Below are 22,454 nucleotides of genomic sequence, written 5' to 3'. Positions count from 1 at the left end.
GGTTGAGTCAGTATCGGCGACTTCGTCGGGTAGTTCGTCGAGTGCGGTCACCTGTCCGGGCACGAACAGCAGCAGGTCCGAGAACGACAGGTCGGCCAGCAGCGACCACCATGCGAGCAAGCGGCGCAGGTGCTCGCGCGGGTCGTCGCGGGCGGTGTCGCGCACGTTGTCTGCGGGCAGCGGCCGTTCGGCAGACGCCCGCATTCGAGTCTCAGTCGGCTGCGAAGCCGATGCGCCGATCGCCAGCCGGACCCAGCTCCAGGTAGGCGAGCTTGTCGATGGGCACGCCGACGCGGCGCCCACTGCGATCGTTCAGCCAGAGCACCGTCTCATCGCCGCTGAGCGCGCCTTCGAGCGATGCCGCCGCGTCTTCAGCAGCCTCATCATCGATCTCGACGCTGAGCTCCCGACCGCCGTGCGTGATGCCGATCCGGATGTCCATGGCCGCAGGCTACCTGTGGGGTTTGCGGCAACCGATTGCCGTGTCACTCAGACACAGCGGGAATGGCCAGGCGCAGCACGTCGGGTACCCACTCGAGCTGGAGCTCGTTGACGGCACCGAGGTGGTCGCCGTCGAGCTGGTGACCGAACGGGTGCATCCCCGTCACGGTGACGTCGCGTACGTCGTCGATGCGCTGCACGACACTCGGATCGGTGTCGCTCAGGCGGCCATTTGCGCGGAAGACAGCGGAGAGCACGTTTAGCGCGTCGGCGAATCGGAGCGACCGCAGCCCGACCACCGACAGTCCGGTGTGCAGCGTTGCTGCGGGGGCGATGCGAACCGGACGGCTGCCGAGGAAGGTGTATGGGTCGGTGTTCGCCGCCACCACGACGAAGCAGCCGTCGATGGTCGCCGCGGCCGGAGCCGTTGTGCGGACGCTCAGCGCTCCTGTCTGCCGGTTGTAGCGGCGCAGCAGCGTGTCGATGCCCGCGAGGAGGAACAGCGGGTGGCCGAGATACCGCTTGAGCGTCGGGTGCCTCTCGACCTGCTCGACGATTGCAGCATCGAGCCCCATGCCGCAGTGGAACAGGAAGTAACGGCCCGAGGTGCGTCCGAGCCCCGCTGAGGTGATGCTGCCGATCTCGAATGCCTCAAGGACGGCTTGGGTCGCCGCCAGCGGATCGTCGGGCGTGCCGATCGTCCGTGCGAACACATTGGTGGAGCCGCCCGGCAATGCGGCGAGCACGCAGTCGGTGCCGGCGACCCCGTTGGCGGCTTCGTTGAGCGTGCCGTCGCCGCCGAGCACGACAACCGCGTCGGTGCCGGTCGTCGCCGCCCCGCGTGCCAGGCGAGCCGCGTGCCCCCGCCGATTGGTGAAGGCCACCTCGGTGTCGTGCCGCTCCGAGAGCGCCGTGTGGATGAGCACGCGCGTGCGGGCCGTGGTCGACGATGCGGAATCGTTGACCAGCAGCAAGACACGCACCGCGCAAGTCTCGCCCCGAAGCGAGCCTGCGAGCGCCACGAGACAAAGCTGGAGCTTGCGAGCGCCATCAGACAACGGGTGTGGCATCGAAGCTGTGAGTCGGCAGACTGCCCGGCCATGAAGGTCGTTGTGTGCGTCAAGCAGATCCCAGACCCGGCTATCCCGGGCGAGCTGGTTCCCGAGACCGGGACGCTGAACCGGGACGACAAGCTGATCCTGGACGAATCCGACTCCTACGGCGTCGAGATGGCGCTGCAGCTCGCCGAGGCGGCCGGCGGCGGCCAGGTGTCGCTGGTGTCGATGGCACCGCGTTCGGAGACGAGCGGTCTGCGGACAGCGCTCGCCATGGGCGCCGACGATGCGGTGCTCATCAGCGACGATGCGCTCGCCGGCAGCGACGCGCTCGGCACTGCCAAGGTGCTGGGTGCCGCGATCGCCGAGTTGGAAGCCGACCTCGTGCTCGCGGGCGTCGAGTCCAGCGACGGATACACCGGCACCGTTCCCGAGATGATTGCCGGCGTGATGGGGCTGCCGTCGATCACGTTCGCGAAGCAGATCGAAATCTCCGACGGCGTCGCCAGCGTCCAGCGGCAGACCGAGGCCGGTTACGACCAGGTGGAGTGCGCCCTGCCGGCCGTCGTCTCGGTGACCGCAGGCGTGGTCGAGCCTCGCTACCCCTCGTTCAAGGGGATCATGGCGGCCAAGAAGAAGCCGGTCGAGGGGAAGGACCTCGCAGCCCTCGGCATCGATGCGGCCGCAGTCGGTGTGGCCGGGGCACGCCAGGAGACGGTCGAGGTGACCGATGCGCCCGAGCGCGAGGCCGGCGAGATCATCACCGACGAGGGCGATGCTCACGCCAACATCGTCGAGTTCCTGACCGAGCTCAAGGTCATCTGACCCTCCCGCCAGCTGCCGGCTGACTCAGCTCTCTGATCCACTCACCCACGAAACCGACTGGAACCACCCGCAATGACGCTTGCACAGATTCTGCTCTTCGCTGAAGGCGACGCCGACGGTGCCTCCGGCCTCACGCTGGAACTGGCCACCAAGGCCCGCACGCTGGCCGACACGGTCACCGCATTCGCGCCGGCCCACGGCGAAGCCATGGCTGCCGAACTGGGCGCGCACGGCGTGTCGACCGTGTACGCACTGGACGGACTCGGCGACGGGCTGGTCGGCGTTCACGCTGCCGCGGCGCTGGCCGGGCACATCGAAGCCACCTCGCCCGATGCTGTGTTCTTCGGTCAGACCACCGACGGGCGCGACACCGCCGCCCGCTTGGCGGTGCTGGCGGACCGACCCGTGTCCACCAACAACGTGGGGGCCGAGATTGTCGACGGGGCCCTCGTCACCGAGGAGCCCATTTTCGGCGGCACGCAGAACATCTTCACCGCGTACCGGGCACCGGCACCGGCGCTCGCAATGTTCCGCCCGAAGAGCTTCGAGGCCGAGCCCAGCGGCGGCGGGGCTGCTGCGGTCGAGAGTGTGGCAGCAGTCGACGCCGGGGAGGCGGGGCGTGCGACGGTCACTGGGCGCCATGCCGAGGAGCGCTCGGGCCCGCAGCTCGATGACGCCGCTGTGGTGGTGTCGGGCGGTCGAGGGCTGGGCCAGCCCGAGGCGTACTCGATGGTCGACGAGCTGGCAGGCCTGCTGGGAGCGGCGTCTGGCGCCTCGCGCGCCATCGTGGATGCCGGCTGGGTTCCCTATGCCAAGCAGGTGGGCCAGACCGGCAAGGTGGTGAAGCCCAACGTCTACATCGCCTGCGGCATCTCCGGCGCCACCCAGCACTTGGTGGGCATGAAGGGCTCCAAGAACATCGTGGCCATCAACAAGGACCCCGAAGCGCCGATCTTCGGTGTGGCAGACCTGGGCATCGTGGGCGATGTCCACAAGGTGATGCCGGCGCTGATCGAAGCCCTCAAGTCGCGCTAGCCATACCCGCGGTTGTCGCGCTGCCGCTGGCTAGACCAGCGGCCAGGGCCAGCGGCGGCCGCCGTCGTCGTCGGGGAACTTGCCGAAGTCGGTGAGCCATTCGGCGCGTTCGGCCAGGGCACTGAGCTCGTCAGGCCGCAGCCAATGCGTCAGTTCGGCAGGCGGATCGGCAGCCGAACCGATGGCGGTGCCTAACTCTTCGTCGAACGGTTCTCCGCCGAAGTCCCAGATGACCGTCCTCAGCTTGAAGTCGCTGGCGAAGCACAGGCCTTGGTCGATGCCGTAGATCGGCCCCCAGCGCGACGCCAAGCAGTGACCCGACTTGCGGTCGGTGTTGTTGGCGATGAGATCGAACGCGCAGATCCGCCGCAGGTCGCCATGGTGCCGATCCTCGGCAACCAGCGTGAAGTAGTGCTCTTCGAAGTTGGCATCGATGAACAGCTGAACCGACCCCACCCCGTAAGGACCGTCCCGCTCGACCGTGGGCGGGATGACGTGCCATCCCAGAGCCTCCGACAGCTCGAACGCAGCGATCTCGCGCCGGTACAGGCCGGACGGAAAGTCCCACAGCGGTCGTTCTCCCCGCTCGGGTTTGTAGATAGCGGCCGTGGGTGTGGCGGCGTGGTCGATCCGCACCAGGAAGGTGGCGTTGCTGCTGTACGGCATCCGTCCCAGGATCGAGATATCGCCCTCCTGCAGCACCTCGAGCACGTCTGCCACAGGCGCATCCCGGATCACCGGCAGCTTCAGCTGCTCGCCTTCCTCGTCGGTCGGCATCAGGTGGTGTGGGGAGGGTGCGTTCACGCGCCGCCCTCGTTCACGGAGAGACAGTGCGAATGAGGCCGATCACGAACCGCAATGTTCATGTCTTGGGCGGACGGTGCCCGTTGCGCATGCCGAAGTCGCGGCCTTCTTCGACGAGCAGCAGTGCTTGCTGAGCGAATCCGAGTGCCGTCGCGTAGTCGAGGTGGATACGTGCTCGACCGCCGGTGCGCTCGTCGTCCTCGGGCGATATTTCTCCCGCAGCGTCCGTGTCGGCTTCGGGGTCGTCGTCATCGTCATCGATCTCGTCGGCGACCACGACGATGACCTTGCCCTCGGTGTCCATGCCGGTGGCGAGGCGACCGACGGTCCATGCGGCGGTCACGGGTTCGACCAACTCGCCGAAGGCCGCCGCGGGCCCTTCGTAGCTCTCGCCCTCAAGCAGCTCGCTGAGCAGGTTCGCCAGCGCCCAGACCTGCCCCTTCTCCAGCTTGAGCGAGACGACATGGCCGGCCTCGGTTGCCTGCAGGAAGAAGATCCGCTGGCCGGGCGGCCCGACGGTGCCCGCCACGAACGTGTCGGGATTGCGGAGGTCGAAATCGTCACTCATGCCGGAGCCAATGCTGCGAGGTCGGATGTGCTGTTGGTGGCCAGCACGACGGGGCCGTCAGCGGTGTACAGGATCGCAGTCACCGAGCACGGCGACACGACGATCCGCTGGAAGAGATCCAGATGGGTGCCCATGGCATCTGCCACCAGCGCCCGAATGGGGTCGGCGTGGCTGACGGCGACAACGGTCGCGCCGCGATGGCGGGCCGCCAGATCGCTCGCCGTCGCCGCTATGCGCGTTTGCATCTCACGGAATGTCTCGCCGTCGGGGAAGCGAAAGCCGCTGGGATAACGCTGCACCTGCGACCATGCCGCCAGCTTGCGCAGCTGATTGAGCTTGCGGCCCGTCCAGCGGCCCATGTCTGCTTCGTTGAGGCCGTCATGGGTGCGCACGCGGCGTCCGAGAGCAGCGGCTATCGGCGCGGCAGTCTCCTGGGCACGCTCCAGCGGGCTGGCATAGACAGCCGCCACCCGGCGCCCTCCTGCGGCGATTCGCTCTGCAGCACGCTGCGCCTGTTGCGTTCCGGCCTCCGACAGGTGCACGCCGGGTCGCCGGCCGTACAGCTCGACGCCGGTGGTCGGCGTGAGCCCGTGCCGGACGAACAACAGCAGTGTGGGTCGAGTTCGGTTCGGCACCGGGTCGAAGCTACTTGCCTGGCACACTCGCAGGGTGAGCGCCCCACCGAGCCCGCCCGGCGATGCCGCGAGCATCGCGGCCTTGCACTCGCTGAACGACGAGGTCGCAGCATGCAGGCGCTGCGACCGGCTCGTGACGTGGCGCGAGCAGACCGCCGCCGACAAACGGGCGGCCTTCGCCGACGAGGACTACTGGGGCCGCGGCGTGCCCGGCTTCGGCGACCCGGCGGCAGCGGTCGTGCTCGTCGGTTTGGCGCCGGCTGCGCACGGCGCGAACCGCACGGGCCGGATGTTCACCGGCGACCGGTCGGGCGACTTCCTCTACGCAGCCCTGCATCGTTGCGGCTTCGCCAACCAGCCGACTTCCGTGCGCGCCGGCGACGGGCTCGCGCTGCGCGACGCGTACATCACCGCAGCGGTTCGCTGCGCGCCGCCGGCCAACAAGCCCACTCCCACTGAGCGCGACGCCTGCCGGCCATTCCTCGAGCGCGAGCTGGCGCTGCTGGTCAATGCTCGCGTCGCAGTCGCCTTGGGCGCATTCGCGTACGGCGTACTGTGCACGATCGGCGGGGTGCGACCGCGTCCCCGCTTCGGCCACGGTGTCATCGCTGAGGTGCCCGCAGGCCCTGGGTCAGCCGAGCTGCTGCCGCTTGCTGGCATCTCCCGCATCATCTGCTCGTTCCATCCCAGTCAGCAGAACACCTTCACTGGCCGTCTCACCGCCGACATGGCCGATACGGTGCTCCGCGATGCGCGCCGGCTGGCGAACCTCGCGCCTGCCTGAATTAAGGCGGCCCCACCTCCGGCGGGGCGCACGACTGGTGGCTGCCCTACTGGCATCGGCGGGCATATTCGCGTGCTCAGCCACAGTGGTCGAGGTGGAGCCCGCGGGCACTGGCTCCGGCTCCGCTGGCGCTGACGCGGGGCTCGGGAACCCGGGCACGCTCGCTCCGCCGACCGTGCCCGGCACTGGCGCACCGGGGTTGCTCGCGATCGAGCCGCTCACCGCCTTCATGGATGCGTGCGCGGCCGACACAGGCCTTGTCGGGCCCTGCCACTGTGCGGCTGACCGCATCGAAGGCAGCCTGACAGTTATCGATCTCGAGGTATTCGAGGACCGCATGTCAGGTGCGCTGGAGTTCTCTCCAGAACTCGCGGGAGCATTGGTGGACTGCCGTGAGGCCGGGCCGCCGCCCGAATGGTCCGATGCTCAACGGCAGACGTACCTGGACGCGTGCTCGGCCGGTTCAGATCGGATGAGAAGCCTGTGCGCCTGCTCGCTGGCCCGCGCCCAGGAAGTCGTCCCGGCCCACCGGCTGAACGATTTCCTCGCAAGCAACGAGATCCAGCCGGGCATCGTCGACTTCCTGAACCTCTGCCTGTAGCCCCTATTTCTTGGTGGGCTCGGGCAGCAGGGCGGGCTTGTCCCACGCGAATTTCGGCCAGCGGACACGCGACTTCTCGCTGAGCTTGTGCATGAGCGCGATGGCACCCGGGTCCTCGTCGCCTGGACGCCCGATCAGTGAGCCGTCGGCGAGCATCTTCATGATGATCTCGCGGCCGATGTCGGTGCGGACGATCGTGAGGGTCCAGTCGCTGTACTTGCCGATGCCGCCGGTGGAGATGTCGGCGTGCTCGGCGGCGAAATCGGGGCAGTGGTTGCAGCCTTCGCGGGTCCAGGCGTGGCATTCCTTGAGGTTGATCTCGTAGTAGCCGCCGTCGTGGGTCCAGATCTGGAAGACGCCCTTGATGTTGGTCTTGCGGATCCGGTGGCGGTCGAGCCCGTACTTCTGCTCGAACAGCTCCTCGAAGATCGCCTCGTCGAACGACTTCGAGCACAGCAGGCCGATGTTCAGCACGAAGCGGTTGCCGACCTTGCCGACCTTGCGCGACTTGGCGACCGGCACGATCGAGCTCTGGCAGCTCATGCCGACCAGCGCGATCTTCTGCGCGCCGGCCTCCATTGCCTCGTCGTAGGCGAGCGTGTTGGCCGAGTACGTGTAGCGACTGCCCGCGCCCCGCAATACGTCGTCGCGGTTGAACGCCACGCCCGGCGAGGCCGTCCACTGGTTGCCCTCGCCCTCGCCGACGTACGACGTCAGCGCGGCGTCGATGTAGCCATGGTCGAGCGCCCAGATGAGGATTGCCGACACGAGCCCGCCGTCCTGGCCGATCTCGTGGACGAAGTCGTCGGACGCCCTGGTCAGGATGATGTCCTTGAATACACCCGACGGCTCGTCGGCGGTGCGGTGGCGGCCGAACATGAAGTCGTCGGCCTCGTCTTCCCACGTGCGGAAGCGAGGGCAGGCACGGGTGCAGCTCGTGCAGCCCTTCTGGCCATGGCCGCAGTCTTCGAGACCGAGCTCCTCTTCGAGGTGAAACGGGGTGAACCCGCCTTGCACGTGCTCGTAGCCGATGACGTCGTGCGGGCAGGAGATCACGCAGCCGGCGCATCCGGTGCACAGCCCGGTGGTGATGACCTCGTCGTACAGTTCCTTCCACTGGAAGGTCCAGCGCTGCGGCGTCCCGTTGGATGCGGGAGGGGCCTCGGTCGTTTCCCCGGTCATTGCCATGTCGCCAGACTACGGCAGGCGTCTTGAGAACGAACAGCGACGACCTCGCAGGGCGACACGATCGGCCTAGGCCCGCGGAGCGCTGAAACCGCTGTTCAGGGCTCTAGGGTGGCGCGCCGTGACAGAGGCTGAACTGCTGGAGCTGCTCGAGCAGGGACGGGTGGCAACCCTCGCGACGATCCGGTCCGACGGGCGCGTCGACCTGGTGCCATGCACCTACGCGTTCGAGGACGACGTGGTGGTGACAGCGGTCGACCACAAGCCCAAGACGACCATGGACCTCAAGCGGCTCGACAACGTTCGACGCTTCCCTGAGGTCACGATGCTGATCGAGCACTACGACGACACCGACTGGGAGCGCTTGTGGTGGGTGCGCCTGCGAGGGCGCGCCGCGGTGCACACCGAGGGTGCGCAGCATCGGCATGCGATCGAGTTGTTGTGCAAGCGCTACCCGCAGTACGCCGCGGAGCCGCCCGTCGGCGCCGCCATCGTCATCCAGCGCACCGAATTGACAGGTTGGTCCGCCACGGCTTGAGCGCCCACCGCCGGCATGGTGCCGGCGCAGCGCCCTCGGCAGGATTCGAACCTGCGCACATGGCTCCGGAGGCCACTGCTCTATCCCCTGAGCTACGAGGGCTGGCGGTCCGGCTGGATTCGATTCCCGGACCCGATGCCCGGTCAAGCTACCGACCAACGAGCGGCACGACCCCGGTCTCGGAGCGCCTGCGCACAATTGTCACGAGGTTCGGCACCCGGCAGGGATAGGTTCGCCTCGGTGATGGAGCCGTAGTGATGGAAGCAGTGCTGGCTGGCGCAATCTCGGAGGCGTTGACGCGCCTTGGCGTCGACGCTGACCCGTCGCGCATCGGCCTCGAACGACCGGCTCGCGCCGATCACGGCGACTGGTCGACAAATGCCGCATTGGTGCATGCGAAGGGCGCAGTGATGGCGCCTCGCGACCTGGCGCAGCGACTCGCTGCCGAGCTCGACGGCACCGGCTTGCCGCATCTCGAACGGACCGAGGTGGCCGGACCGGGGTTTGTGAACTTCCACTTGGCACCGTCGTGGCTGCACGAAGTACTCGGAGCGGTGCTGCGCCTCGGTGCCGGCTCCTACGCCCGCCACGACGCCGGTGCCGGACAGACCGTAAACCTCGAATTCGTGTCGGCCAATCCCACCGGACCGCTGCACGCGGGCGGCGGCCGCTGGGGGGCGTTCGGCGACAGCTTGGCCCGCTTGTTCCGTCGGTGTGGCTACGAGACCCACACCGAGTACTACGTCAACGACCGCGGCACGCAGATGGAGCTCTTCGGGCGTTCCCTGGCAGCCCGGCTCGACGACCGTCCTGTGCCCGACGACGGCTATCACGGCGAGTACGTCGCCGAGTGGGCGACCGAGCTGGCGTCGGAGTTGAGCGCTGGCGCGTCGTCGGGTGCGGACGATCTCACGGCGGCGCTCGAGGCACTCGGCGGCTCGGCTTACGCGGCGTCCTGGGGACGCGACCGCGCCTTGCGTGATGTCAGCGAGGCGCTTGAAGCGATGAATGTCGGCTTCGACCACTGGCAAAGCGAGAACAAGCTCGTGGCGTCTGGTGCCATGGACAACGCAATCGCTGGACTGCGTCAGGGTGGATGGACCTACACCGAGGACGGCGCCGAGTGGCTGCGGACCAGCGACTTCGGCGACGACAAAGACCGTGTGCTCTACCGCAGCGACGGCGAGCCGACCTACTTCGTTCCCGACATCGCCTACCACGATGCCAAGTTCGATCTTCGCCGGCTCCGAGCGCTGCAACGCCGCGGTGCCATTGGCGACACCCGCCGGCACGACCCGGACAATGAGACCGTCGACCTCGTTATCGACGTGCTGGGCGCTGACCACCATGGCTATGTGCCGCGCATCGCCGCAGCCATGCAGATGCTGGGGCATCCGGCGGAGTCCTATGAGGCCATCGTCGGCCAGAACGTCACGCTGATGCGCGATGGCCAAGTCATCGAACTGTCCAAGCGCACTGGCACCATGGTCGAGGTGCGCGAGCTCATCGACGCGGTGGGCCCCGACGTGGCGCGCTTCGCCTTCCTGCTGCAGTCGATCGACTCGCGCCAGACCATCGATATCGACCTGCTGTCGGCCCAGGCGGCAGAGAATCCCGTCTTCTACGTGCAGTACGCGCACGCCCGGATCGCCTCGGTGGCCAGGCGCGCCGAATCGACTGGGGTCGAACCCGTGCCGCCCGCGGGCACCGATCTGGGACCGCTGGTCGGTGAGCGGGAAGTGGCGCTGCTGCGCGCGCTCGAAGTGCTGCCGTCGGTGGTCGAGATAGCGCTGCGCGAGCGGGCGCCTCACAAGGTGACGACATGGGTGCGCGATCTTGCCGCCGCCTTCCACGGCTTCTACCACGACTGCCCGATCCTGCACAGCGACAATCCGCCAGAGGTGCGTGACGCCCGGCTGTGCCTGACCGAGGGCACGCGCATCGGCTTGGCGATCGGCCTCGACCTGCTCGGCGTGGACGCGCCCGAGGCGATGTGAGCGGGAAGCGACGGTCCAGCGATGACTACTGAACCGCACAGCGCTGCAGCAGCTGGGGGCGGAGCACCCGGAGACGATCCCAGTGGACCGATCCCGTTGCGCCTGCTCCCCGATACGGCCGAGGTGTTGGCGCAGGGTCACCTGCACATTGGTGGCTGCGACCTCGTCGACCTCGCTGCCGAATTCGGCACACCGCTGTTCGTCTATGACGAGGCACACCTGCGCGCTCGCTGCCGGGAAGCCATCTCGGCCTTTGGCGGGGGAGCGGCCTATGCCGCCAAGGCGTTCCTGTGTGCGGCGATGGCCCGGCTTGCGATGTCGGAGGGCATGGACATCGACGTTGCCAGCGGGGGCGAGCTGCAGACGGTTTTGCGAGCATTCGACGCCAATGACGCCGCGGCTGACGGTGATGTGGCGCAGCGCGTCGTGCTGCACGGCAACAACAAGTCGATCGCTGAGCTGGCGATGGCGCGCGAAGCAGGCGTGGGCCGGATCGTGGTGGACTCTTTTGCCGAGCTGGACTGTCTCGACGAGCTGCACCGTGCCGATGGGGCAGTGCCGCGGGTTCTGCTGCGAGTCACTCCGGGTGTCCGGGCCGAGACGCACGAGTACATCTCGACCGGACAAGCCGACTCCAAATTCGGTTTCGGTATCGGCCAAGGCGTCGCGATTGCAGCCGTTGAACGTGCAGCCGAGATGTCGTCGATCGAGCTCGCGGGCATCCACTGTCATATCGGCAGCCAGGTGTTCCGCGTGGAGAGTCTGGCCCGCGCGCTCGATGTCGTCGCCGAGTTCGCAGCACCGTTATTCGGTGATGCTGGCCCGGCCGCCGGCCGCCTCGAAGAGCTGTCGATCGGCGGCGGACTCGGCATTGCGTACGTCGAATCAGAGCAGGCGCCCACCATCACCGAGTGGGGCGCGACGCTGCGTGAGCGCTGGCGGTCGCTCAGCAAGCTCTACGGTTTCGAAGCCCGTCTGGTGGCCGAGCCCGGACGTGCCATCGCGGCTGCGGCTGCGGTGACGCTCTACACGGTGGGCAGCATCAAGGCGGTGCCGGGCGTGCGGACTTATGTCGCCGTCGACGGCGGCTACGGCGACAACCCGCGCCCGATGCTCTACGGCAGCGACTACACGGCGTTCATGCCGGCCCGTGCCGGCGAGCCCCGTCCCGATCGGGTGCGTCTGGTGGGCAAGCACTGCGAATCGGGTGATGTGATCGTCCGGTCTGCCCCGGTGCCTGCAGGGCTGGCCGCTGGCGACCTTGTCGCCACACCGGTGACCGGCGCCTACGGCTACTCGATGGGCGCGCCCTACAACCGCATCGGTCGCCCGGCTGTGGTGTTCGTGGCCGACGGCGAGGCTCGTCTGGTGATCCGCCGCGAGACCATCGACGACATGCTCACCCTCGACGTTCTCTGAGAACCGCCGGTCTCTGCACGACGTCGTCCGGCTGAGCGTCGCCGAAAACGCTGCGGGTGTGCGGGCGTGCTGGCGGTACCGTTTCGGCCGTGCCTGAAGCTGTTGCCGAGCCTGCGCCCTCCTTTGCCGCTCATACGGGTGAGCCGCGGCCGCTGCGCGTCGGCATCCTGGGCTGTGGAAACGTCGGTGCCGCGCTCGTTGCGATCCTGCGGCGCGACGCAGCGCATCTGGCAAGCCGCACCGGATTGGACTTCGAAGTCACCCGGGTCGCCGTCCGCAATCTCAGTGCTGAGCGAACGGTAGAGCTGCCGTCGGGTGTGCTGACCCGCGACAGCGAGTCGCTTGTCGTGGCCGACGACGTAGACGTCGTCGTGGAAGCGATGGGCGGCACCGAGCCGGCCCGACACTTGGTTGCAGCTGCGCTCGGTGCGGGCAAGCCGGTCGTGACTGCCAACAAGGAACTCATCGCCAACGTCGGGGAGGAGCTGTTCGCACTGGCTGCCGCCGAGGGCGTCGACCTGGCGTTCGAGGCGGCTGTGGCAGGCGGCATCCCGCTCATCGGCGTGCTGCGCAACTCGCTCATCGGCGAACGCATCACCCGGGTGATGGGCATTGTGAACGGCACGACGAACTACATCCTCACCCGCATGACCGAGGACGGGGCCGACTACGCCGACGTGCTGGGCGAGGCACAGCGACTGGGCTATGCCGAAGCCGATCCGACCGCTGACGTGGAGGGGTTCGACGCGGGTGCCAAGGCGGCGATCCTGGCCATGACGGCCTTCGGCGCCAAAGTGGTGGCTGGCGATGTTCACCAGGAGGGCATCAGCGGCATCGGCAAGGGCGACATTGCGGCAGCCGCCCGGATGGGCCACGTCATCAAGCTGCTCGCCGTGGCCGAGCGTCAGAACGGCGAGATTGCCGTACGAGTGCACCCGGCGATGGTGCCCATCGACCACCCGTTGGCCTCGGTGCGCGATGCCTTCAACGCAGTGTTCCTGGAGGGTGAGGCTGTCGAGGACCTGATGCTGTACGGGCGCGGTGCAGGCGGTTTCCCGACTGCCAGCGCAATGCTGGGCGACCTCATCACCGTGTCACAGAATCTCCGCCGGGGAGTGTGCGACGGGTTCGGCCCGTTGAGCGCAGCGCGGCTGCGGCCAATTGACGAGACCTACACCGCCTACCACCTTCAATTCGATGTAACCGACAAGCCAGGCGTACTGGCCGCGGTGGCGGGCGTGTTCGGCGAGCACGGTGTGTCGATCCGCTCGGTCGAGCAGACCACCCGGGCCGGGGCGGCCGACGACATCGCTCATCTGGAATTCATCACGCATCGCGCCCGCGAAGCCGACGTGGCCTCCACGCTGCGGGACGTGCGCGAGCTCGACGCAGTACGGCGCATCGGCAACGCGATCCGGGTGATCGGCGAGTAGTCGCCGGGACCGGCCGACGGCACCATGCACTACCTGAGCACCCGGGGCGACGCCCCGGTCTTGGACTTCGGCGATGTGCTGCTCGAAGGCTTGGCCGCCGACGGCGGGCTGTATGTGCCTCGTGAGTTCCCCGCGCTCAGCGTGAGCGATCTGCGGGACTTCGCCGGGCTCGAGTACCACGAGGTGGCAACCCGGGTGCTGGCCCCGTTCGTGGCGCCGTCGCTGAGCGTCGACGACCTGGCGCCGCTCACCCAGGACGCCTACTCGACGTTCACCCACTCCGATGTCGTTCCGCTCAGCGCGCTGACAGGTGGTGAGCACTTAGTGGAGCTGTTCTGGGGGCCGACGCTGTCGTTCAAGGACGTGGCTCTGCAACTGCTGGGCAGGCTGTTCGAGCACGAGCTGGCCCGGCGCGGCAGCTTCATGACTGTCGTGGGAGCCACCTCGGGAGACACCGGGTCTGCCGCGATCGAAGCATGCCGGGACCGGGCGGGCATCGAACTGGTGATGCTGCACCCCGCTGGCCGGGTCACCGAGATCCAGCGACGTCAGATGACCACGGTAGATAGCCCGAACATCCACAACGTGGCCGTCGACGGCACGTTCGACGACTGCCAGGACTTGGTGAAGGCGCTGTTCGCCGATCGGCCGTTTCGCGAGCGGATGCGGCTGGGTGCGGTGAACAGCATCAACTGGGCGCGCGTTGCGGCGCAGACCGTCTACTACGTGACGACCGCTGTCAGACTGGGCGCTCCCGAGCAGGCCGTCTCGTTCTGTGTGCCGACCGGCAACTTCGGCAACGTGCTCGCAGGCGATGTAGCCCGGCGCATGGGCGTGCCCATCGACCGGCTGGTGGTTGCCACCAACCACAACGACATCCTGGCTCGTACCTACCGCACCGGCGAGATGGCCATGTCCGAGGTCCGTCCCTCCACCAGCCCGGCGATGGACATCCAGGTGTCGAGCAACTTCGAGCGGCTGCTGTTCGAGCTGGGGGACCGGCGAGGTGCTGCGCTGGCTGCCGACATGGCCCGCTTTCGGGCCGAGAACTCGCTCGCACTGGCGCCTGAGGCGCTGGCAGGCCTGCGTGCAGGCTTCGACGCCGGCTCGGCGAGCGAGGACGAGGTCTCGGCCACCATCGCAGCAGTGAACGAGATCGACGAGCGGCTCATCGATCCCCACACGGCGGTAGCACTGACCGTCGCGCGCCGAGATGCTCCTGCTGGCGGCTGGACCACACCGGTCGCCGTGATGTCCACCGCGCACCCCGCCAAGTTCGGTGAAGCAGTACTCGAGGCAACCGGTCGCCAACCCGAGCTCGCCCCGCCGCTGGCGAGCCTCGCAAACCGGGACGAGCACGTCACGGCGCTCCCGAACGACCTCGCCACCCTCCGCGATTTCGTCAGGTCTGCCGTGCAGTAGTGGCGTCGGTTGGGTGGCGGTAGCGTCGGCGCTGATCGACGGTTCCCTAGTGCAGGGTTCGCTCGGGCGTCGCGGGACCGGATCGCTGGGTCGGGCGACAAGGCCTGTCACAGGAAACACAGACTCACTTCGCTCACCCGTTGGGAGCGGTGAGAGCAGGCGGGAGCTTGCGAGGTAGCCATGTCAGACATGCCAAATCGTGCCTTGCTGGAATCCAAGGAGCGAGATGAACTGCTGCAGATCGCCGCAGCGCTCGGCGTCGAGGTAGCGCCCCGCGCCCGCAAGAACACCATCATCGGCGCGATCTTGGCTCCGGAGGGCGAGGTGGGCACCGGCAAGGAAGCGAGCGACGGCTCCGCTGAAGCCGACGCCGCGTCGGACGCTCCGGCGGTCACCAAGCGCACGCGTACACCAACACCGCCAGCCGATGCCACCCTTGCAACCGGTGCCGATGTCCCAGCAGAACAGCCGGCCGCGGCGAGCGACCCGGGTGCGTCAACCGAAAGTGCCGCCGAAGCGGAGGGGGAAGCTGGCGAAGCAGCCGACACCGGGACAGCCGCGCCCGACGCTCCGGTAGCCGAGGAAGGCAACCGACGGAGCCGCCGGCGCGGTCGAGGGCGCGACGACACGCAGATCGTCGGCGAGACCGTGCACTGCGACGGCCTGCTCGACTTGCGCGACGAGGGCTACGGCTTCCTGCGTACGAACGGCCCGCTGCCGTCGGCCGACGACGTCTACGTAGCAGCCCGCCAGGTGCGCCAGTACGACCTGCGCCGCGGCGACCGGATCACCGGTGTCAGCCGACCGGCCGCCCGCAGCGAGCGCAACCCTGCGCTGTTGCGCCTCGACACACTCAATGGCGAGCCGCCGCCCGAGCAACCTGAACGACCGCTGTTCGACGACCTCACGCCGGTGCTGCCCACCGACGCCTTGCCGCTCGGCGGCGAGCAGAGCGCTGGTGCCCTCGCAGCCATCGACCGTCTCTCGTTGATCGGGCTCGGCTCTCGCGGCTTGCTGACCGCGAGCGGGACGCGGTCGGCATCTCCGCTGATCGCGTCCATGGCCGCTGCGGTCGGCGATCAGCATCCCGACATTCACCTGATTGTCCTGCTCATTGCGGAGCGGCCCGAAGACGTCACCGAAATGACGCGCCGGCTCGAGACGTCCGGCGAGGTATTGGCATCGACATTCGATCGTCCTCCCGAGGAGCACCTCGCGGTGGCCGAGCTCACGCTGGAGCGCACGAAGCGCATGGCAGAGGCCGGCGCCGACGTGGTCATACTCTTCGACGGCCTGACCCGGCTTGCACGTGCATACGCGGCCGGTGGGAACGGTCGGCACCAACCAGCCGACGCTGTGGGTGCGGCCATCACCTCGACGCTGAGATTCTTCGGCGGTGCGCGCAACCTGGAAGACGCGGGTTCCATCACGATGGTGGCGACAACGCGTACCTCGACGGGCAACCAGGTCGACGACCTCGTGGCGGCACGGTTGCGAGAGGCAGCGAACCTGGAGATCGCGCTCGGCGAGGGTCTGCCCGGCGTCGCGGAACTGGACGCCGGCGAGGTTTCCCTCGACGGCGACCGCAGCTTCAGCCTCGGCGACCACCGCTGACCGACTCGTCGTAACGGCCAAGAATCCTTAGGCTGATGAGCCCCGAGCCTTCGAATCAGGAATCACGATGAAGAGCGACATCCATCCGAACTACCGGCCCGTGGTCTTCCGGGATGCCAGCGCCGACTTTGCCTTCCTGACGCAGTCCACGATCGAGACAAGCGACACGATCGAATGGACAGACGGCAACACGTACCCGTTGGCCAACGTTGAGCTGTCCAGCGCCAGCCATCCCTTCTTCACCGGCCAGATGAAGATCGTGGACACGGCGGGTCGGGTGGAACGCTTCGAGCGCCGCTACGGCCAGCGCAAGCGGCGGAGCTGACAACGTCGGGGCACGGCGTGGCCCCAGGGCGCGGCGAGCATCCTGCGCGAGCAAGCGCCGCCACGCGGCAACTCGTGATCTTCGGCATCCGCTATGACGCTTGACGCTGATCGCATCCGAGCACTCCACGCCGCGAAGCTGCGAGCCTTGGCGAGTTCGGCACTCGGCGCGGATCTCACCGACGTCTCGGGTACAGATGACGGCGCACTGGCCGTTGCCGCCGAGCCTCGCCCCGCAGTGGTGTGTCTTGCCCAGGAGCGAGCCGAGCGGGCGCTGGGCGGAGCATTGGCGCTGGCCGAGCGCACCGGTTGCGATGACGTGCACGTCTTTGCCGACGATCACAGCGGTGTGCTCGCTCGACGTGCGGCCTGCTTCAAGCCGACGCCCACGGTCTGGGGCATCGAAGGCGCGAGCGCGACGGCCGCAGAACCGGCGCCGCGCCCGGTCGAACCCGCGCCGCCGCGTGTGCCCGAATTGGTTGCGCTGCTGGGCAGTGCCGGAGTCGAGGTGGTCGTGGAGCACGGCGTGATCACCGGCGAGGTGGAGGGTCTCGAGGTAGCCCGCATCGTCGCAGCAGCGCCTGTCGGCGCGGAAGCGGGACACAGCGACGAAGGCGATGCCGACGGTGCCTCCGACAGGTGGCAGATCGAGGTAGGCGTGGGCGCCCACGATCGCGAGGCGTTCTCCCTGCTGCACGCCGATGAGCCGACGCCTGAAGCCATCCGCCGCGTGGCCGAAGTGGTGCGTACACACCGCTCGCCAGGCGCATCACCGCATCCGCTCAACCGGATGGGTGCGGCTCGCTGGCTGCGCTCGCTGCTCATCCGCCAGCCAGAACTTGTCGCCGCGGGCCGCTTGCGTGCCGCCTCGTCGCCAGTGCCCCGAGGCGGTCCGAAGGACCCGGCCCCGGCGGTGGCGTACGGCCTGACACCCGACGGCCGCCGTCTGATCGTGGTGGTCTGCGTCGGCATCGACCTCGACGTAGTGCCCTTCGCAGCAGACGCGCGGCTGTTCCTCGATCCCGACGCCGAATTGACCATTGCGCTGCCCCGACGCGACGCACATGACGTCATCAGGGCCATAGCTGCAAGGCTGGACAGTCCTGCCCGGATCGTCGAGATCGACGACGAATGGCGCACGCTGTCCACCGCGGGCGCCTGATCCGGCCCGAAACCCCCCAGTTAGCCTGAACGCGTGTCGGGCGCCTTGGAATCCCTGCGGCTTGACGCGCTGGAAGCCGAACGAGCCGAACTCGAACGGAAGCTCGGCGAGGGCGCCGCTTCGGGCGACCGCGCCCAGTTCGCGGAGCTCGGTCGGCGGCTCGCGCGCATCGGCGAGATCATCGACGTGGCTCACGAAGCCGGCCAAGCCCAAGCTGATGCGACGGCCGCCAAGGACCTCTTCGATGCAAGCGACGGCGACGACGCGGTCGATGCCGCCGAGATGCTCGACGCGGCCATCGCGCGGGCAGCAGAGCTCGACGAGCGACTCAAGGTGCTGCTGCTGCCGCAGGATCCCAACGACGAGCGCGATGTCATCGTGGAGATCCAAGGTGCCGAGGGCGGCGAGGAAGCCAACATCTGGGCACGCGATCTCTTCGAGATGTACCGGGCGTATGCGTCGGCGCAATCCGGCTGGTCGCTGGAGCTGCTTGGCAGCCAGGACAGCGACATGGGCGGGTTCACCAATGTGGCCTTTGCTGTACGCGGCCGTGACGTGTGGCGGTCGCTGAAGCATGAAGGGGGACCGCACCGGGTGCAGCGCGTGCCGGTCACTGAGTCCCAAGGCCGCGTCCACACGTCATCCGCGACCGTCAGCGTGCTCCCCGAAGCCGAGGAGGTCGACATCGAGATCGATCCCAACGATCTGGTCATCGACACGTTCCGCTCGTCGGGGCCGGGCGGCCAGTCGGTGAACACGACTGACTCCGCGGTGCGGATCACCCACAAGCCCACCGGGGTCGTGGTGTCGATGCAGGACGAGAAGAGCCAGCTGCAGAACCGTGCCAAGGCCATGCGGGTGCTGCGCGCCCGGCTCCTGCAGCTGCAGCAGGAAGCGCACGCCGCCGAGGTCGCGGCCCACAAGCGGGACCAGGTCCGCGGCGGCGGCCGATCCGAGAAGATCCGCACCTACAACTTCAAGGAGAACCGCGTCACCGACCATCGTGTCGGGCTCACGATCTACAAGCTCGATCGGGTGCTCGCCGGCGAGTTGGACGAGATCATCGACGCCCTCGCGAGTGCGGAACGCGCCGAGCAGCTCGCCGCTGCGGTTGCCGACGGCGGCGGGTGAGCCGACCGGATCCGGCAGCAGGCTCGATCATGGCCAGCAAGGATGGACTGACGCTGGGCGATCTGTACCGGGGGCTGCGCGAGCAGTTCGCCGCAGCCGGCGTGCCCGAGCCCGAAGTGAGCGCGCGCCGCATCGCGGCGGAGGCCAGCGGAACCAGCGCGGCCGAGACTGCGCTGGCACCGCAGACGCCGATGACCGTGCGGATGGTGGCGCACGCCGACGCCATGGCCGCCCGTCGGGTGGCGGGCGAGCCGCTGCAGTACGTACTCGGCAGCTGGGCATTTCGCGAACTCGACCTGGCGACTGATCGGAGAGCGCTCATCCCTCGTCCCGAGACGGAGGTGGTTGCGGGCATCGCGATCGACTGGCTCCACGGCACAGCCCGACACCGTCATCCCGCCGGACTGAGCGTTGCCGATCTCGGCACCGGCTGCGGCGCCATCGCCTTGTCGATTGCGCACGAGGTTCCCCAAGCCCGGGTGTTCGCCACCGACAATTCGGCCGACGCGCTGGCGCTGGCCGCAGCCAACCTGGCCGGTCTGGGAAACGCGGCGACCCGGGTCTCGCTGCATCACGGTAACTGGCTCGACGCGCTCGCGGCCGTCCAACTGACCACCCCGCAGGAGTCCCGCGAGACAAGCGCTGTCTCGGAGGGTGAGGGCGAATCCGCCGAGCAGAACATCGCCGCTGCCGTGACGGGACTGCATGGGCGACTCGATGTGATTGTGGCAAACCCGCCCTATGTCGCCGACGGCGATGCCTTGCCCGCCGAGGTACGCGACTGGGAGCCGCACGAAGCCCTGTATGCGGGGGCCGACGGGCTCGGCGCGCTGCGCACGATTGTGCGTGAGGCCCGCGGCTGGCTCGCGCCCGGCGGCCTCCTCGTGCTGGAGATCGGTTCAGAACAGGGAAACGCAGCCGTTGCTCTGGCCGAGGCCCGTGGCTACGCAAACGTGCGCATCGAACCCGACCTTGCCGGCCGTGACCGGGTTCTCGTGGCGACCCGCCCACGATCTGAGCCCGACAACGTCGCCATCGGTCAGGCCATTGAACGGCTGCACGAAGGACACTTCGTGGTGGCGCCCACCGACACGCTGTGCGGGATCATGGCCCGCTACGCGGACGCCGATGCGGTGGCCCGTGTGTGCGAGGCCAAGGATCGTCCCCGCAGCGAGCCCATGCCGATCCTGGTGTCAGGAATCTCCCAGGCTGACGAACTGGTGGAGTTCTCGCCGCGAGCGCGGGCGCTCGCCGAGCGCCACTGGCCCGGAGGGCTGACACTGGTAGCCAGGCGCAGGGGCGGGCCGGATCCACTTCACGGCCGCGAGACCTTGGGTGTGCGGGCGCCGGCGGTGGGCTGGCTGCGCTGGCTTATCGATGAGACAGGACCGGTCACCGGCACCAGTGCCAACCGCCACGGCGTCGAGACCCCGGCCAGAGCTGACGACGCCGCAGCGAGCCTCGCGGTGCCGCCTGTCGCCGGAGCCGTGATCGCGGGAACCGCGCCCGGAGGCGTCGCATCGACGGTGGTGGATGTGACCGGCGACCAGCCCGTCGTGCTGCGCGAGGGAGCGATTGCGGCCGACTCGCTCGGATTTCCCGATTTTTTCGCTGAATCTGGCACCTGAGCGGCGGCGACCGCTGCGAGACTGACGCTGTGGCCCAGGGCAATTCCTCCACCCCGAACGAAGCCGTCATCGCGCTCGCGGCAGACCATGCCGGCTGGGAACTGAAAGATCGCTTGGCACAGCACCTCCGCGACGGCGGCTACGACGTTGTCGATCTGGGCACGAGCGGCCCCGAATCGGTCGACTACCCCGATTTCGGGGAAGCCGTCGGCAAGGCAGTGGCGAGCCGCACCGCAGACCTGGGCGTGGCTGTGTGCGGCAGCGGCATCGGCATCGCGATGGCCGCGGGCAAGGTGGCCGGCATCCGTGCGGCGACGGTGCACGACGAGACTTCGGCCCGGCTGGCCCGCGAGCACAACGACGCCAACGTGATCTGTCTCGGCGCCCGCCTCGTCGATCACCGTGAGGCCGTGGCCGCACTCGACGCGTACCTCACAGCGTCGTTCGAGGGCGGACGCCATCAGCGACGGGTGGACAAGATCGACGCGCTCGGCCGGCACTGAAATCGCTTCGGCGATCGAGGGGGCACTGAGGCACCCCACACACCCAACGGGCACCGCAAGGAGGCACAGCCTGATGACCCGAACGCACCCCACAGCAGCGAGCTGGGCACCGCTCGGCGATCCCGAGATCGACGCAGTGCTGGCCGCCGAGCTCGAACGCCAGATGACGACCATCCAGCTCATCGCTTCGGAGAACTTCGCCTCGCCCGCCGTCATGGCCGCGACCGGCAGCGTGCTCACCAACAAGTACAGCGAGGGCTATCCGCGCCGTCGCTACTACGGCGGCAATGCCAATGCCGACACCGCCGAGCAGCTCGCCATCGACCGGGTGAAGGCGGTGTTCGGCGCCGAGCACGCCAACGTGCAGCCCCACTCGGGATCGCAGGCCAACGCTGCGGTGTACCTCGCACTGCTCGACATCGGCGACACGGTGATGGGCATGAGCCTGGACCACGGCGGTCACCTCACGCACGGGTCCCCGGTGAATGCGAGCGGCAAGCTCTACAACTTCGTCAGCTACGGCCTGACGCGCAGCGACGAGCGCATCGACTACGAGGCCATGGCCGAGCTGGCCCGTGAGCACCGTCCCAAGCTGATCGTGGCAGGCGCCACGGCGTATCCGCGCCGCATCGACCCGGCGCCGTTCCGCGAGATCTGCGACGAGATCGGCGCAGTGTTCATGTTCGACGCAGCGCACATCGCCGGACTCATCGTGGGCGGCGTGCACCCGAACCCGGTCCCGTTCGCCGACATTGTCACGTTCACCACGCACAAGACCATGCGCGGTCCACGCGGCGGGACCATCCTGTGCACCCAGGACTACGCCAAGCGCATCGACTCAGCCGTGTTCCCCGGCAGCCAGGGCGGACCGCTCGATCATGCGGTTGCGGCCAAGGCGGTGGGGTTCGCCGAAGCGGCACGCCATGAGTTCGCCGCCTACCAGGCGCGCATCGTCGAGAACGCGGCTGCGTTAGCGGACTCGCTCGGCACGCACGGCTTCCGGCTGGTGTCGGGCGGCACTGACAACCACCTGCTGCTGATCGACCTGCGCACCTTCGACGCTGATCTGACGGGCAAAGTGGCACAAGAGGCACTCGACGCCGCCGGCATCACGCTGAACCGCAACGCCATCCCCGATGATCCCCGCTCGCCGTTCGTCACCAGCGGCCTGCGCATGGGCACGCCGTCGGTCACCACTCAGGGAATGGGGCCGGACGAGATGTCGAAGATCGCCGAATTCACCGCACGAGTGCTGCGTACTCCTGAAGACGAGACCGTCATTGCCCAAGTGCGCGCCGAGGTCGCCGAGCTCTGCGCCGCTCACCCGCCTTACGACAACTGACGCTCGTA

At 68.2% G+C, this 22,454-nt stretch carries 23 protein-coding genes and 1 tRNA gene; 16 read left to right on the top strand and 8 right to left on the bottom strand.

The window, feature by feature from the left end:
• The 3 genes from VI480_RS05540 to VI480_RS05530 form a co-directional block, all read right to left on the bottom strand.
• Positions 1 to 204, bottom strand: a 204-nt coding sequence (locus VI480_RS05540; protein ID WP_323671826.1) for a histidine kinase N-terminal domain-containing protein, incomplete at its 3' end; no start/stop codon positions are given.
• A gap of 7 nt (positions 205 to 211) precedes the next feature.
• Complete coding sequence (locus tag VI480_RS05535; RefSeq protein ID WP_323671825.1) at positions 212 to 442, bottom strand: DUF3107 domain-containing protein; 231 nt, start codon at positions 440 to 442, stop codon at positions 212 to 214.
• A 43-nt stretch (positions 443 to 485) separates the two neighbouring features.
• Positions 486 to 1,424: a diacylglycerol/lipid kinase family protein gene (locus VI480_RS05530; protein WP_323671824.1), complete on the bottom strand. Its 939-nt coding sequence runs from the start codon at positions 1,422 to 1,424 to the stop codon at positions 486 to 488.
• Between the two features lie 117 nt (positions 1,425 to 1,541).
• Here VI480_RS05530 and VI480_RS05525 point away from each other — a divergent pair, with 117 nt between their 5' ends.
• Positions 1,542 to 2,321, top strand: a complete 780-nt coding sequence (locus VI480_RS05525) for an electron transfer flavoprotein subunit beta/FixA family protein (RefSeq protein ID WP_323671823.1) — start codon at positions 1,542 to 1,544, stop codon at positions 2,319 to 2,321.
• Between the two features lie 72 nt (positions 2,322 to 2,393).
• A complete protein-coding gene (locus VI480_RS05520; RefSeq protein ID WP_323671822.1) occupies positions 2,394 to 3,356 on the top strand; it encodes an electron transfer flavoprotein subunit alpha/FixB family protein in 963 nt (320 codons plus the stop codon).
• Between the two features lie 30 nt (positions 3,357 to 3,386).
• Here the strand turns inward: VI480_RS05520 and VI480_RS05515 are convergent, their stop codons facing one another.
• Genes VI480_RS05515 through VI480_RS05505 form a run of 3 tightly spaced genes read right to left on the bottom strand, consistent with a single transcriptional unit; the run spans position 3,387 to position 5,363 of the window.
• A complete protein-coding gene (locus tag VI480_RS05515) occupies positions 3,387 to 4,160 on the bottom strand; it encodes an SCO1664 family protein (protein ID WP_323671821.1) in 774 nt (257 codons plus the stop codon).
• Positions 4,161 to 4,218: 58 nt separating this feature from the next.
• Complete coding sequence (locus tag VI480_RS05510) at positions 4,219 to 4,728, bottom strand: DUF3090 family protein (protein ID WP_323671820.1); 510 nt, start codon at positions 4,726 to 4,728, stop codon at positions 4,219 to 4,221.
• Positions 4,725 to 5,363 (bottom strand): MSMEG_4193 family putative phosphomutase, encoded by a 639-nt coding sequence (locus tag VI480_RS05505; RefSeq protein WP_323671819.1) that lies wholly within the window; start codon positions 5,361 to 5,363, stop codon positions 4,725 to 4,727. The genes VI480_RS05510 and VI480_RS05505 overlap by 4 nt, the downstream gene beginning before the upstream one ends.
• A gap of 34 nt (positions 5,364 to 5,397) precedes the next feature.
• On the opposite strand from VI480_RS05505, the gene VI480_RS05500 reads away from it, so the two are divergent.
• Positions 5,398 to 6,147: a uracil-DNA glycosylase gene (locus tag VI480_RS05500; protein WP_323671818.1), complete on the top strand. Its 750-nt coding sequence runs from the start codon at positions 5,398 to 5,400 to the stop codon at positions 6,145 to 6,147.
• Between the two features lie 37 nt (positions 6,148 to 6,184).
• On the top strand, positions 6,185 to 6,748 hold the full coding sequence (locus tag VI480_RS05495; protein ID WP_323671817.1) for a hypothetical protein: 564 nt from the start codon (positions 6,185 to 6,187) through the stop codon (positions 6,746 to 6,748).
• A 3-nt stretch (positions 6,749 to 6,751) separates the two neighbouring features.
• On the opposite strand, the gene VI480_RS05490 is transcribed toward VI480_RS05495, so the two are convergent.
• Positions 6,752 to 7,936, bottom strand: a complete 1,185-nt coding sequence (locus VI480_RS05490) for a Coenzyme F420 hydrogenase/dehydrogenase, beta subunit C-terminal domain (RefSeq protein WP_323671816.1) — start codon at positions 7,934 to 7,936, stop codon at positions 6,752 to 6,754.
• Positions 7,937 to 8,054: 118 nt separating this feature from the next.
• Between VI480_RS05490 and VI480_RS05485 the strand changes: the two genes are divergently transcribed.
• Positions 8,055 to 8,471 carry a TIGR03668 family PPOX class F420-dependent oxidoreductase gene (locus tag VI480_RS05485; RefSeq protein WP_323671815.1) on the top strand — a complete coding sequence of 139 codons (417 nt, stop codon included), beginning with the start codon at positions 8,055 to 8,057 and terminating at the stop codon, positions 8,469 to 8,471.
• Positions 8,472 to 8,501: 30 nt separating this feature from the next.
• Here the strand turns inward: VI480_RS05485 and VI480_RS05480 are convergent.
• A tRNA-Arg gene (locus tag VI480_RS05480) sits at positions 8,502 to 8,573 on the bottom strand.
• A 155-nt stretch (positions 8,574 to 8,728) separates the two neighbouring features.
• Between VI480_RS05480 and VI480_RS05475 the strand changes: the two genes are divergently transcribed.
• The 11 genes from VI480_RS05475 (at position 8,729) to glyA (ending at position 22,446) form a co-directional block, all read left to right on the top strand.
• On the top strand, positions 8,729 to 10,468 hold the full coding sequence (locus VI480_RS05475; RefSeq protein ID WP_323671814.1) for an arginine--tRNA ligase: 1,740 nt from the start codon (positions 8,729 to 8,731) through the stop codon (positions 10,466 to 10,468).
• A gap of 21 nt (positions 10,469 to 10,489) precedes the next feature.
• Complete coding sequence (lysA, locus tag VI480_RS05470) at positions 10,490 to 11,887, top strand: diaminopimelate decarboxylase (protein ID WP_323671813.1); 1,398 nt, start codon at positions 10,490 to 10,492, stop codon at positions 11,885 to 11,887.
• Between the two features lie 89 nt (positions 11,888 to 11,976).
• Positions 11,977 to 13,320, top strand: coding sequence for a homoserine dehydrogenase (locus VI480_RS05465; RefSeq protein WP_323671812.1), 1,344 nt, complete (start codon positions 11,977 to 11,979; stop codon positions 13,318 to 13,320).
• 24 nt (positions 13,321 to 13,344) lie between these two features.
• Complete coding sequence (thrC, locus tag VI480_RS05460) at positions 13,345 to 14,742, top strand: threonine synthase (protein WP_323671811.1); 1,398 nt, start codon at positions 13,345 to 13,347, stop codon at positions 14,740 to 14,742.
• Between the two features lie 189 nt (positions 14,743 to 14,931).
• Positions 14,932 to 16,356 (top strand): hypothetical protein, encoded by a 1,425-nt coding sequence (locus VI480_RS05455; protein WP_323671810.1) that lies wholly within the window; start codon positions 14,932 to 14,934, stop codon positions 16,354 to 16,356.
• A 67-nt stretch (positions 16,357 to 16,423) separates the two neighbouring features.
• On the top strand, positions 16,424 to 16,681 hold the full coding sequence (locus VI480_RS05450; protein WP_323671809.1) for a type B 50S ribosomal protein L31: 258 nt from the start codon (positions 16,424 to 16,426) through the stop codon (positions 16,679 to 16,681).
• Positions 16,682 to 16,774: 93 nt separating this feature from the next.
• Entirely contained in the window at positions 16,775 to 17,842 is a 1,068-nt protein-coding gene (locus VI480_RS05445; protein ID WP_323671808.1) for a hypothetical protein, read from the top strand.
• 45 nt (positions 17,843 to 17,887) lie between these two features.
• A complete protein-coding gene (prfA, locus tag VI480_RS05440; protein WP_416246643.1) occupies positions 17,888 to 18,973 on the top strand; it encodes a peptide chain release factor 1 in 1,086 nt (361 codons plus the stop codon).
• Positions 18,974 to 19,002: 29 nt separating this feature from the next.
• On the top strand, positions 19,003 to 20,601 hold the full coding sequence (prmC, locus tag VI480_RS05435; RefSeq protein ID WP_323671806.1) for a peptide chain release factor N(5)-glutamine methyltransferase: 1,599 nt from the start codon (positions 19,003 to 19,005) through the stop codon (positions 20,599 to 20,601).
• A gap of 29 nt (positions 20,602 to 20,630) precedes the next feature.
• Positions 20,631 to 21,104, top strand: coding sequence for a ribose 5-phosphate isomerase B (gene rpiB / locus VI480_RS05430; RefSeq protein ID WP_323671805.1), 474 nt, complete (start codon positions 20,631 to 20,633; stop codon positions 21,102 to 21,104).
• 73 nt (positions 21,105 to 21,177) lie between these two features.
• Positions 21,178 to 22,446 carry a serine hydroxymethyltransferase gene (glyA, locus tag VI480_RS05425; RefSeq protein ID WP_323671804.1) on the top strand — a complete coding sequence of 423 codons (1,269 nt, stop codon included), beginning with the start codon at positions 21,178 to 21,180 and terminating at the stop codon, positions 22,444 to 22,446.
• Positions 22,447 to 22,454: the final 8 nt, after the last annotated feature.

Source organism: Candidatus Poriferisodalis multihospitum, from assembly GCF_028283155.1.
Taxonomy (GTDB): Bacteria; Actinomycetota; Acidimicrobiia; order Acidimicrobiales; family Poriferisodalaceae; genus Poriferisodalis; species Poriferisodalis multihospitum.
This window is presented reverse-complemented; position numbering and strand designations above follow the sequence as displayed.

What these genes read in the sequence shown, in the direction of transcription:
- VI480_RS05535 (WP_323671825.1), bottom strand. Translation starts at nt 442, where the DNA reads ATGGACATCCGGATCGGCATCACGCACGGCGGTCGGGAGCTCAGCGTC.
- VI480_RS05525 (WP_323671823.1), top strand. Translation starts at nt 1,542, where the DNA reads ATGAAGGTCGTTGTGTGCGTCAAGCAGATCCCAGACCCGGCTATCCCG.
- VI480_RS05520 (WP_323671822.1), top strand. Translation starts at nt 2,394, where the DNA reads ATGACGCTTGCACAGATTCTGCTCTTCGCTGAAGGCGACGCCGACGGT.
- VI480_RS05510 (WP_323671820.1), bottom strand. Translation starts at nt 4,728, where the DNA reads ATGAGTGACGATTTCGACCTCCGCAATCCCGACACGTTCGTGGCGGGC.
- VI480_RS05490 (WP_323671816.1), bottom strand. Translation starts at nt 7,936, where the DNA reads ATGGCAATGACCGGGGAAACGACCGAGGCCCCTCCCGCATCCAACGGG.
- VI480_RS05475 (WP_323671814.1), top strand. Translation starts at nt 8,729, where the DNA reads ATGGAAGCAGTGCTGGCTGGCGCAATCTCGGAGGCGTTGACGCGCCTT.
- lysA (WP_323671813.1), top strand. Translation starts at nt 10,490, where the DNA reads ATGACTACTGAACCGCACAGCGCTGCAGCAGCTGGGGGCGGAGCACCC.
- thrC (WP_323671811.1), top strand. Translation starts at nt 13,345, where the DNA reads ATGCACTACCTGAGCACCCGGGGCGACGCCCCGGTCTTGGACTTCGGC.
- VI480_RS05455 (WP_323671810.1), top strand. Translation starts at nt 14,932, where the DNA reads ATGCCAAATCGTGCCTTGCTGGAATCCAAGGAGCGAGATGAACTGCTG.
- VI480_RS05450 (WP_323671809.1), top strand. Translation starts at nt 16,424, where the DNA reads ATGAAGAGCGACATCCATCCGAACTACCGGCCCGTGGTCTTCCGGGAT.
- VI480_RS05445 (WP_323671808.1), top strand. Translation starts at nt 16,775, where the DNA reads ATGACGCTTGACGCTGATCGCATCCGAGCACTCCACGCCGCGAAGCTG.
- prmC (WP_323671806.1), top strand. Translation starts at nt 19,003, where the DNA reads ATGGCCAGCAAGGATGGACTGACGCTGGGCGATCTGTACCGGGGGCTG.
- glyA (WP_323671804.1), top strand. Translation starts at nt 21,178, where the DNA reads ATGACCCGAACGCACCCCACAGCAGCGAGCTGGGCACCGCTCGGCGAT.